Origin of the sequence: Luteimonas changyuni, from assembly GCF_039548395.1 — a bacterium.
In the GTDB taxonomy this organism is placed as follows: Bacteria; Pseudomonadota; Gammaproteobacteria; order Xanthomonadales; family Xanthomonadaceae; genus Luteimonas.
The window spans coordinates 46143-56441 of sequence record NZ_JBCLUZ010000029.1; the positions used below are offsets into that span (position 1 = coordinate 46143).

Below are 10299 nucleotides of genomic sequence, written 5' to 3' on the forward strand. Positions count from 1 at the left end.
CTCAGCGCTTCAGGTTCCAGAACACCTTGAACCGGCCTTCGGCGGTGAACGCGGCATCGATGCCGTTGAGGTAGTACTCGTACGGCCGGCCGATGGCTTCCTCGCCCTGGGTCAGCGCCCAGGCGCGGGTGGCGTTGCGGGCATTGTCGAGTTCGGCCATGAAGCCCTTGTAGTCGCCGCGGACCACGTACAGCGGCTCGCTGCGGACATAGGTCACCGGGCCCAGCAGCTCGAGCGAATCCTCGTCGATGGCGTCCGATTCGGTCACCGTGAAGGCCGGGGCGGCGGCTGCCTGCTCGCCATCCTCGCCCTCACCCGTGGCCTTGTCGTCCGCGGCGGCCGCGGCATCGTCAGCCGCAGCGCCGGTGCCCTTGCGGCGCACGGCCTGGACGACGTCGAAGGTGTAGGTCGCACTCGCGAACTCGGTGGTCACGATGCGCACCGGACCGATCGGCTCGAGATCGCTCTCGGCCATGGTGCGGTTGATCCACTCGACGTTGTCCTTCATCGCCTTCTTGATGACTTCGTTGTTGCGCTCGATCGCGCCGGCGTTGACCACCAGCAGGTTCTCCGCCGGGATCTCGGCGAACTCGAGGCCGGTCAGCGTCGAACCTTCCACCCGGTAGTCGAAGTTGGGCACCGAGGCCAGCATGTTGGTCAGGCGACCAAGGCCGAGCTTCATGGTGTCGCCGATGTTGCGGCTGACGTACAGGCCCGCGTAGCGACCGAGCAGGTTCCAGCCGTAGTCGACGCTGTAGGCCTGGGTGATCTCGATGTTGCGGCCGCCGCGACCGGTCGGCTTCAGGGTGAAGCTGGTCTGCTTGTTGGAACCGCGCTTGTTGTCCTCGATCCTGTAGGCCACGCGCGCGTCCTGCTCGGACTCGACGATCTCCCAGCTGCCCTTGCCAACGCCGGACACTTCCGAGTCGTAGTCGATGCGGGCGCCGACGCCGGAATCCGGGCCCGAGCGGTTCAGCTTGACCTGGCCCAAGGCAAAGGGATGCCAGTCGTCGAAGCGCTTGAAGCTGTTGAGCGTGTCGAACACGATCGCCGGCTTGCGATTGGTCTCCACGCTTTCGGTCAGGGAGCGGCTGGACGGCAGCAGCACGCCGACGACGATGAACAGCACGGCGACGATCGCCAGGGAAATCAGGAGCTCAAGAAAACGGGTCATTCAGGGTTCTCCGGGACCAGGACCGGCCGAGGCCGGGGCGCAGACCGGCAATCCTAGCAAGATTGCCGCCGCCGCCGCGACCTTCGCAGCGCGCTTTTTTCGATATCCGGCTTCGCGGGTGCGCCGTGGCCACCGCGCGTCCGGCGGCTCAGACCAGCTGGAGCTCGAACGCCTTGAGCACCGCACGCGTGCGGTCGCGCACGCCAAGCTTGCTGAGGATGTTGGAGACGTGGTTCTTGATCGTGCCTTCGGCCACGCCCAGCGAGTTGGCGATCTCCTTGTTGGAGAAGCCCGAGGCCATCAGGCGCAGGATCTCGGTCTCGCGATCGGTCAGCGGATCCGGCCGGTCGAGGCTGACGAAATCGTTGCGCATGTGCTCCAGGCCCGACAGCAGGCGCTGGGTGACCGCCGGCTGCACCAGCGAGCCGCCGCCGGCCACCGTACGGATGGCGCCCACCAGCTGCTCCAGCGACACGTCCTTGAGCAGGTAGCCCTTGGCCCCGGCCTTGAGCCCGGCCAGCACCAGCTGGTCGTCGTCGAAGGTGGTGAGGATGATCGTGGGCGGCAGCGTCCCGGCCTGCGACAGCGCCTGCAGCGCCTCGAGGCCCGACATCGCCGGCATGCGCATGTCCATCAGCACGACGTCGGGAGCGACCTGCGGGATCATCTCCACCGCCTGTCGGCCGTCAACGGCCTCGGCCACCACTTCGATCCCGCCATCAAGCGCGAGCAGGGAGCGGATGCCCTGGCGTACCAGGGTCTGGTCATCGACCAGGCACACGCGGATGGCGCGCCCGGGATCGCTGGTACCGGTGGTCATGGAGCCTCCATGGTGATTGGCGGCGCCGCGGGCGGTCCCGCCACGGGCATCGCGATGTCTGGGACGTCGTCGGTGGGCAGCCGCAGGCGCAGGGTGAAGCCCTGCCCCGGCGCGGTCTCGGCGTCGACCTCGCCACCATACGCCGACAGCCGCTCGCGCATGCCGCGCAGGCCGTTGCCGGCAGTGAACCCGTCGGCGCCGCGACCGTCGTCACGGGCCACCAGGTGCACCGCGCCGCGGTCGAGCCGGTATTGCAGCTGCAGCACGTTGGCCTGGGCGTGGCGCACGGCGTTGGTGATGATTTCCTGGGTGCAGCGCAGCAGCACGTGGGCGCGCTCGGGATCTTCCATCGGGAACGGCCGCGGCAGCCGCATTTCGACCTTCAGCCCCGGCACGTTGCCCACCAGCGGCTCCAGCGTGGCGGCCATGTCGATGGTCTCGTTGCCGCGGATCTGGCTGACCGCCTCGCGCACGTCGGACAGCAGCAGCCGCGCCAGGGTATGCGCCTGACCGACGTGTTCCTGGGCCTTGCCGCTGGTGAGGTGGTTGGCGACCTCCAGGTTCAGGCTGAGCGCGGTCAGGTGGTGCCCCAGCAGGTCGTGCAGCTCGCGCGAGATCCGCGTGCGCTCGTTGACGCGCACGCTTTCCGCCAGCAGGGCCCGGGTCGCGCGCAGCTCTGCATTCAGCCGGCGCTGTTCGTCGCGGGCCTGGGCCTGCTGCCGGGCCACCAGGCCGGTGACGAAGGCGAAACCGGTGAAGCCGACGTACAGGCTGGCCTGCAGGATGGCCTCGCCCCATGAAAAATCGAAGCCGCGCACGTAGACCGGCACGATCACGAATTCGCACAGCACCAGCAGGGCCACGCCCTGCCAGACCGGTAGCAGCCACGGCAGCACGCTGGCCACCACCATCAGCAGGATGCTGCCCAGCCCGCTCTGGCTGTAGTAGCTGATCGAGATCGCGCCACCGGCCAGGCCCGCCAGCAGCACCCGGTCCACCGCTCCGACCCGGTGCCGCCCCAGGCCCCGGGTCAGCCAGGCATAGCTGGCGCCGAAAACCGCCCAGGCCAGCCACGCGCGGATGGCGCCGGGGGCAGCCGGCACGGCGAGGCCTTCGCGGTCTGCCTGGGGAATGGTCAGCAGCAGCAGTGGCAGGCCGATCACCGCCCAGGTGAACAGTCCCGCGTAACGCAGCAGCCGGTTGTGGTCGAAGCGCTGGAGCATGGGCTGCATGGTAGGCGCAAGCGCCGCCGGCGCGACGGTCCGGAAGTCATGTCCGCGCCGCGGCCACCCGGGTGTGGCCACGCGATCCCGCCATGCGATAATGGCCGCTGTCGCCGAACGGGCGCCGCTGGCCCATGCGCCGCGCGCGCCACGTTGACGGTCATTGGCCACACCACGGAGTCTGGAATGTCGATTGTCATCCGCGACGTGCGCGAGCACGAGCTGGATTCCGTCCTTGCCCTGAACAATGCCGCCGGTCCGTCGATCCTTCCCCTGGATTCGGCCCGCGTGCGCCATTTCCACGATACCGCCGATTATTTCCGGGTCGCGGAGCGCGACGGCACCCTGGCCGGCTTCCTGATCGGCTTCGGCTCGCGCCGCGGGCATGACAGCAGCAACTTCGACTGGTTCGCCGCGCGCCATCCCGAATTCATGTACATCGACCGCGTGGTGGTCGCCAGCCGCCGCCGCGGTGGCGGCGTCGGCCGCACCATCTATGCCGACGTCCAGGGCTATGCCGAGCTGCGCTACCCGGTGCTGGCCTGCGAGGTCCTGATCGAGCACGACAGCGATCCGGCCCGCATCTTCCACGGCAGCTTCGGCTTCCGCGAGGTCGGCCAGCACGTGATGCCCGACACCGGCATCCGTGCTTCGATGCTGACCAAGGAACTCTGCAGCTACGCCTGGGTCCGCGACACCTACGGCGACAACCTGCCCGACGCCCCCTGGCTGGTGCAGCCGCGGTCCGCCGGCCAGGCCTGCCGCGCGACGGGCACCCGCTGATGGCGGGCAGCGTGGGCGCACCGGCCGCGAACTTCGAACCTGCCGGCGAGCTCAAGATCGGCCAGGTCGGGATCGCCAACCTGCGCATCCGCACCCTCGACATCGAGCGCCTGGCCGCGGAAATGCGCGAGCGCGTCCAGCGCGCGCCCAAGCTGTTCGCCCGCGGCGCGGTCGTGCTCGATTTCGGCGGCCTGGCCGCGATTCCGGACCCGGCCACCGCGCGTGCGCTGCTCGCCGCCCTGCGCGAGGCCGGGGCGCTGCCCGTGGCCCTGGCCTGGGGCAACAGCGAGAACGAGCAGTTGGCGGCTGAGCTCGGCCTGCCGCTGCTGGCGCGGTTCCGCGCCCAGTACGAGCCCCTCGGCGGCCCGGCGCCCGCCGCCGAACCCGAGCCGGCTCCCCGCCAGCGCGCCGTCCCTGACCGGCCGGAACCGGCCGCGCCGGCGGCGGCGTCCCAGGGCGGCGGCCCCGGCGTGGTCCAGACCACTGCGGTGCGTTCCGGCCAGCAGGTCTACGCCGACAACCGCGACCTCACCGTGCTGGCCGCCGTCGGCGCCGGTGCCGAGGTCATCGCCGACGGTTCGATCCATATCTACGGCGCGCTGCGCGGGCGGGCGCTGGCGGGCGCGCAGGGCAACGCCAAGGCACGTATCTTCTGCCGCGAGTTCCATGCCGAACTCGTGGCAGTCGCCGGACACTACAAAGTGCTGGAAGACATTCCGTCCGACCTGCGCGGCAAGGCCGTGCAGGTGTGGCTGGATGGCGACCAGCTGAAAATAGCAGCGCTCGACTGAGCAGCGCGCACACAGGAGATAGACTTTGGCCGAGATCATCGTAGTCACATCCGGAAAGGGCGGCGTCGGCAAGACAACCAGCAGCGCAAGCCTGGCCTGCGGGCTGGCGCGGCGTGGCAAGAAGGTCGCGGTCATCGACTTCGACGTCGGCCTGCGCAACCTCGACCTGATCATGGGCTGCGAGCGCCGGGTGGTGTACGACTTCGTCAACGTCACCCAGGGCGAGGCCACGCTCAAGCAGGCGATGATCAAGGACAAGCGCTTCGACTCGCTGTTCATCCTCGCGGCGTCGCAGACCCGCGACAAGGACGCGCTGAACAAGGAAGGCGTGGAGAAGGTGCTCAAGGACCTCGCCGCCGACGGCTTCGACTACATCGTCTGCGACTCGCCGGCGGGCATCGAAAAGGGCGCGTTCCTGGCCATGTACTACGCCGACCAGGCGGTGGTGGTGGTCAACCCGGAAGTCTCCTCGGTGCGCGACTCCGATCGCATCATCGGCCTGCTCGACTCCAAGACCCGCAGGGCCGAGGCCGGCGAGTCGATCAAGTCGCACCTGCTGCTGACCCGCTACAACCCGGCGCGCGTGGAAACCGGGGAAATGCTGTCCATCACCGACGTGGAAGACGTGCTGGGCCTGAAGACCATCGGCGTGATCCCGGAGTCGGGCGACGTGCTCAACGCGTCCAACAAGGGCGAGCCGGTGATCCTGGACATGGAGTCGGACGCCGGCCAGGCCTATGACGACGCCGTCGCGCGCATCACCGGCGAAGAACGCCCGATGCGCTTCACCCAGCTGGAGAAAAAGGGTTTCTTCAGCAAGCTGTTCGGGGGTTGAGGCATGGGCATGTTTGATTTTCTCAAGGTCAAGAAGAACACCGCGTCGATCGCCAAGGAGCGGCTGCGCATCATCGTCGCCCAGGAGCGCGGCTCCCGCGGCGCACCCGACTACCTGCCGCTGCTGCAGCGCGAACTGCTTGAAGTGATCCGCAAGTACGTCAGCGTCGACATCGACGCGGTCAAGGTCGACCTGACCAAGGACGGCGAGCACGACGTACTCGACATCACCGTCGCCCTGACCGACGAACGCGCCGCGGCCGGCTGAGCGCGCCGTTGTGGACACCGCGGATGGTGTGGGAGCGGCCATGGCCGCGATGCCGGATGTCCCGGCCATCGCCCCTGCAGGAGCAGCTATAGCCGCGATCCCGGATGGCCCGGTCGCGGCCGTTGTGACTGCGGTTAATACGGCGACACCGGGTATTCCGGTCGCAGCTATAGCTGCTCCTACTGTGGGAGTCGCGGGGGTGGGGGGTGGCGGCGTGCTGGTGGTTGGCGACGTTGGCTTCTCCGAGGTGGCGGGGCTGCTTTCGCGGCAGGGGCTGGAGCTGGTGGGCGTCGAGAATGGGGCGCCGATTCCCGGCAGCTACTGGGGCGAGCCTGAAGCCGGGATCATTGGCAGTACCGTTTATGCGCGCGCCGATACACCCGTGCACTCGCTGCTGCACGAAGCCTGCCATCTGATCGTGCTGCCGCCGGAGCGCCGCGCCCGGGTGCATACCGACGCCACCGATTCGGTGCCCGAGGAAGACGCCAGCTGCTACCTGCAGATCCTGCTTGCCGATGCCCTGCCCGGGGTCGGCCGCGACCGGCTGATGGCCGACATGGATGCCTGGGGCTACAGCTTCCGCCTCGGCTCCACCCGCGCCTGGTTCGAGCGTGACGCCGACGATGCCCGCGCCTGGCTCGAGGCCCGCGGCCTGCTGCCGGCCTGAGCCTCCGCCACTTGCGGGGGCCTCACCCGCCCACTAGCCTGCGGGGGTTTCGCGCCGCCAGCAGGCGCCATCGGAGATCCGCAGTGAAGCCACGTACCCGCCTTGCCCTTGCCGTCGCCACCGGGCTGGTCCTCGCCGCCTGCTCGCGGACGCCCTCCACCGCCCCGGGCCCCGACGGCACGCCGTCCCAGGCCCAGCTGGAGAAGGAAACCGCCGACGAGTTCATCGCGCGCGTGAACGACGAACTCACCCAGCTGATGCCGGAGCTGACGGCCTCGCAGTGGGTCGCCTCCACGTACAGCAACGACGACAGCGAGCTGCTCGCCTCGAAGGGCAACGAGCGCTACCTGGCCCGCACCCAGCAGTGGGTCGAACAGTCGCGGCGCTTCGAGGGCAAGGAGATGTCGCCGGCCACCGAGCGCGCGATCAGCCTGCTCAAGCTCGGCACATCGATGCCGCCGCCGCGCGACCCCGCCAAGCTGTCCGAGCTGACCCGCTTGGCCAGCAAGATGGAAGGCACCTACGGCCGCGGCGAATACTGCACCGGCGAAGGCGAGGCCCGCTCCTGCCGCCAGCTCGGCGCGCTCGAGGACGTGCTGCGCAACGACCGCGACTACGATGCCCAGCTCGACGCCTGGCAGGGCTGGCACACGGTTTCGATGCCGATGCGCGAGGACTACGTGCGCTTCGCCGAGCTGGTCAACGAGGGCGCGCGCGACCTCGGCTTCGCCGACGCGGGCGAGCTCTGGCGCGCCGGCTACGACATGACCCCGGCCGAGCTCTCCACCGAGACCGACCGCCTCTGGAGCCAGGTCGAGCCGCTGTACGAGCAGCTGCACTGCTACGCCCGTACCCGACTGGAAGCCGAATATCCGGGCCAGGGCTCGATCAACGGCATGCTGCCCGCGCACCTGATGGGCAACATGTGGCAGCAGGACTGGAGCAACCTCTGGTCGCTGCTGGCGCCGTATCCGCAGGCCAGCCAGCTTGACGTCAGCGGCGCCCTCGAGCGTCAGTACCAGGCCACCCTGAACGAGCAGCTGGTGCGCGAGAACGCACTGCTGGAAACCGACCAGCGTGCCGAGATCGCGCACGCCGCGCGCCTGGAACATGCCAAGGCCATGACCCGCCAGGCTGAGGAGTTCTACACCTCGCTGGGCATGCCGGCGCTGCCGGAAAGCTATTGGCAGAAGACCCAGTTCATCAAGCCGCGCGACCGCGACGTGGTCTGCCACGCCAGCGCCTGGCAGATGAACGCCGACGCGACCGACGTGCGCACCAAGATGTGCATCAAGCCCAACGAGGAAGACTTCACCACCATCTACCACGAGCTCGGCCACGTCTATTACTACCTGGCCTACGGCAAGCAGCCGCCGCTGTTCCAGAACGGTGCGCACGACGGCTTCCACGAGGCCATCGGCGACACCATCGAACTGGCGATGACGCCCGGCTACCTGCAGTCGATCGGGCTGGTCGAAGGCCAGGCGCCGGGCGAGGAAGCGCTGATCAACGCGCAGATGCGCATGGCGCTGTCCAAGGTCGCCTTCCTGCCCTTCGGCCTGATGATCGACCGCTGGCGCTGGGGCGTGTTCGACGGCTCGATCACCCCGGACAACTACAACAAATCGTGGTGGGACCTGAAGGCCCGCTACCAGGGCGTCGCCCCGGCCACGCCGCGCGGCGAGGAGTTCTTCGACCCGGGCGCGAAGTACCACGTGCCGGGCAATACGCCGTACACGCGCTACTTCCTCTCGCACGTGCTGCAGTTCCAGTTCTACAAGGCGCTGTGCGATGCCGCCGGCCACGACGGCCCGCTGTCTGCGTGCACCTTCGCCGGCAACCAGGCCGCGGGCGAGAAGTTCCAGACGATGCTGTCCAAGGGCAACAGCCAGCCCTGGCAGCAGACGATGAAGGAGCTCACCGGCGGCGAGACCATGGACGCGGCGGCGGTGCTGGAATATTTCGAGCCGCTGCAGGCCTGGCTCGTGACGCAGAACGAGGGCAAGACCTGCGGCTGGCAGGCCTCGGCGCCGGTGGCCACGGCGGCGGCGGCCCCCTGAGCGTGATCGACGCCCGCGCATCGCGCGGGCGTGACCGGGCCGTGAGCGCCTTGCACACGGCCACGCTCGACTTGCCGATCGGCGGCCGCTGAACCCGCGGCCGCTGGCCGCCGAGGTCAGACGTGCTCCGCCGGATCCGGCATCCCCGGCTCGCACTGCCCCGCCGGCAGTCGCTTGGTCCGGTAGCGCTCCAGGCGCCACACCAGCCAGCCCGCGAGCGTGAACGCCGCCGCGGCCAGCGCAAGCGTCAGCATCGAACCACTGACCATCGGCGACAGCAGCCCGGCCACCGCGGCGTTCAGCGCAAGGCTGGTGAAGGCCTGCAGCGACGACGCCGAACCGCGCTGGCGCGGATACATGTCGAGGATCGCCAGGGTCAGCACCGGGAACACCATGGCCACGCCAAAGGCACCGAGCGCCACCGGCAGCACGGCCCAGGGCACCGCAGGCACGTCCACCAGCAGGCCGTAGGCGACGTTGGCCAGCGCCGCCACTCCGCAGCAGGCGAAGCCGATGTTGACCTGCACCACGTGCGGCATGCGTCCGGCCACGCGGCCGGAGGTGAAGGCACCGAGCATCATCCCGCCGATCATCGGCCCGAAGAACCACACGAAGCTGCGCTCATCGAGCCGCAGCAGGTCGAGCACGAAGGCCGGCGCCGAAGCGATGTACAGGAACAGCGCCGAGAAGTTGAGCGCGCCGGCCGCCGCCAGCCGCTGGAAGCGCCGGTTGGTGAAGATCAGCACGTAGTCCGCGAGCATCCGCCGCGGCACCGGGGCGCTGCGGTTCTGCGCGGGATGGGTTTCCGGCAGCCACATCCAGGTCGCTGCCAGCAGCAGCACGCCGAAGCCGACCAGGAACCAGAAGATGTCGTGCCAGTGGCCCCAGCCGAGGATCCAGCCGCCGATCACCGGCGCGATCGCCGGCGCGATGCCGAAGATCATCGACACCTGGCTCATCAGCCGCTGCGCATCGTCGCCGTCGAACAGGTCGCGGATCACCGCACGGCCCACGATCAGGCCCACGCCCGCCGACAGGCCCTGCAGGGCACGGAAGGCCAGCATGGTCGTCAGGTCGTTGGCCAGCGCGCAGCCCACCGAGGCGGCGATGAACACCACCAGCCCGCCAAGGATCACCCGCCTGCGGCCGAAGGCGTCGGACAGCGGGCCATGCACCAGGCTCATCAGCGCATAGGCCACCAGATAGACGCTGATGGTCTGCTGCATGGCCAGCTTGTCGGCGCCCAGCGCCTCGCCGATCACCGGGAACGCGGGAAAGATCGCGTCGATCGAGAACGGGCCGAACATTGACAGACCGGCGAGCAGCAGCGCCAGCCGGCCGGTGGACTTGGGGAAATGCGGGGGCATGGGCGGGCCGGCGCGGCGGCCGGCGGCAGAAAGGCGGCCGGCAAGGATACCGGCTCCCCCCCCCGTCCGCTGTAGGAGAGGCTCCTGTGGGAGCAACTGTCTTTGATTAGTCCAGGGCTGGCTGCCAGGATTTGCCGTCCCTGAGCATGGCGTTGAGCTGTCCAAGGAAGGCGCGCATGCAGGCGACCAAGGCCACCTTGGCGCATTTCCCGCGGGCTCTCAGGTCCTGGTAGCGCTGCTTGAGGGCTGGCTGGGCGCGGATGGCGCTCCATGTGGCCATGTACAGCACGCGTCGGATCCCGGCGCGGCCGC

General features: G+C 69.0%; 10 protein-coding genes and 1 pseudogene. 6 read left to right on the top strand and 5 right to left on the bottom strand.

Going from position 1 to position 10299, the window contains the following annotated elements:
• Nucleotide 1: 1 nt before the first annotated feature.
• From WCD84_RS11065 to WCD84_RS11075, 3 genes are all read right to left on the bottom strand, one after another.
• Entirely contained in the window at nt 2-1174 is a 1173-nt protein-coding gene (locus tag WCD84_RS11065; protein WP_343277911.1) for an SRPBCC family protein, read from the bottom strand.
• A 148-nt stretch (nt 1175-1322) separates the two neighbouring features.
• Nucleotides 1323-1994 carry a response regulator transcription factor gene (locus WCD84_RS11070; protein ID WP_343281404.1) on the bottom strand — a complete coding sequence of 224 codons (672 nt, stop codon included), beginning with the start codon at nt 1992-1994 and terminating at the stop codon, nt 1323-1325.
• Nucleotides 1991-3217, bottom strand: a complete 1227-nt coding sequence (locus tag WCD84_RS11075) for a sensor histidine kinase (RefSeq protein ID WP_343277926.1) — start codon at nt 3215-3217, stop codon at nt 1991-1993. Before WCD84_RS11075 ends, WCD84_RS11070 begins: the two co-directional genes overlap by 4 nt.
• A 186-nt stretch (nt 3218-3403) precedes the next feature.
• On the opposite strand from WCD84_RS11075, the gene WCD84_RS11080 reads away from it, so the two are divergent.
• The 6 genes from WCD84_RS11080 (at nt 3404) to WCD84_RS11105 (ending at nt 8620) form a co-directional block, all read left to right on the top strand.
• On the top strand, nt 3404-4000 hold the full coding sequence (locus WCD84_RS11080) for a GNAT family N-acetyltransferase (RefSeq protein WP_343277910.1): 597 nt from the start codon (nt 3404-3406) through the stop codon (nt 3998-4000).
• The gene (minC, locus tag WCD84_RS11085; RefSeq protein WP_343281405.1) at nt 4000-4791 is read left to right on the top strand and encodes a septum site-determining protein MinC; all 792 of its coding nucleotides are present in this window, start codon (nt 4000-4002) and stop codon (nt 4789-4791) included. The genes WCD84_RS11080 and minC overlap by 1 nt, the downstream gene beginning before the upstream one ends.
• A 25-nt stretch (nt 4792-4816) precedes the next feature.
• On the top strand, nt 4817-5626 hold the full coding sequence (gene minD, locus WCD84_RS11090; protein WP_343281406.1) for a septum site-determining protein MinD: 810 nt from the start codon (nt 4817-4819) through the stop codon (nt 5624-5626).
• Between the two features lie 3 nt (nt 5627-5629).
• On the top strand, nt 5630-5893 hold the full coding sequence (gene minE, locus WCD84_RS11095) for a cell division topological specificity factor MinE (RefSeq protein ID WP_343253614.1): 264 nt from the start codon (nt 5630-5632) through the stop codon (nt 5891-5893).
• Between the two features lie 169 nt (nt 5894-6062).
• Nucleotides 6063-6560, top strand: a complete 498-nt coding sequence (locus WCD84_RS11100) for a hypothetical protein (protein WP_449280107.1) — start codon at nt 6063-6065, stop codon at nt 6558-6560.
• Between the two features lie 83 nt (nt 6561-6643).
• Nucleotides 6644-8620, top strand: coding sequence for a M2 family metallopeptidase (locus WCD84_RS11105; RefSeq protein ID WP_343281407.1), 1977 nt, complete (start codon nt 6644-6646; stop codon nt 8618-8620).
• Between the two features lie 116 nt (nt 8621-8736).
• Here WCD84_RS11105 and WCD84_RS11110 read toward each other — a convergent pair whose 3' ends face one another.
• Together WCD84_RS11110 and WCD84_RS11115 are read right to left on the bottom strand one after the other, a co-directional pair.
• A complete protein-coding gene (locus WCD84_RS11110) occupies nt 8737-9987 on the bottom strand; it encodes a multidrug effflux MFS transporter (protein ID WP_343281408.1) in 1251 nt (416 codons plus the stop codon).
• A 106-nt stretch (nt 9988-10093) separates the two neighbouring features.
• Nucleotides 10094-10299: pseudogene (locus tag WCD84_RS11115) on the bottom strand (IS110 family transposase); the annotation flags it as partial.

Bases quoted from the DNA above. Each gene is read 5' to 3' on its own strand.
- minE (WP_343253614.1), top strand. From the start codon at position 5,630: ATGGGCATGTTTGATTTTCTCAAGGTCAAGAAGAACACCGCGTCGATC.
- WCD84_RS11075 (WP_343277926.1), bottom strand. From the start codon at position 3,217: ATGCTCCAGCGCTTCGACCACAACCGGCTGCTGCGTTACGCGGGACTG.
- WCD84_RS11080 (WP_343277910.1), top strand. From the start codon at position 3,404: ATGTCGATTGTCATCCGCGACGTGCGCGAGCACGAGCTGGATTCCGTC.
- minC (WP_343281405.1), top strand. From the start codon at position 4,000: ATGGCGGGCAGCGTGGGCGCACCGGCCGCGAACTTCGAACCTGCCGGC.
- WCD84_RS11110 (WP_343281408.1), bottom strand. From the start codon at position 9,987: ATGCCCCCGCATTTCCCCAAGTCCACCGGCCGGCTGGCGCTGCTGCTC.
- WCD84_RS11065 (WP_343277911.1), bottom strand. From the start codon at position 1,174: ATGACCCGTTTTCTTGAGCTCCTGATTTCCCTGGCGATCGTCGCCGTG.
- WCD84_RS11070 (WP_343281404.1), bottom strand. From the start codon at position 1,994: ATGACCACCGGTACCAGCGATCCCGGGCGCGCCATCCGCGTGTGCCTG.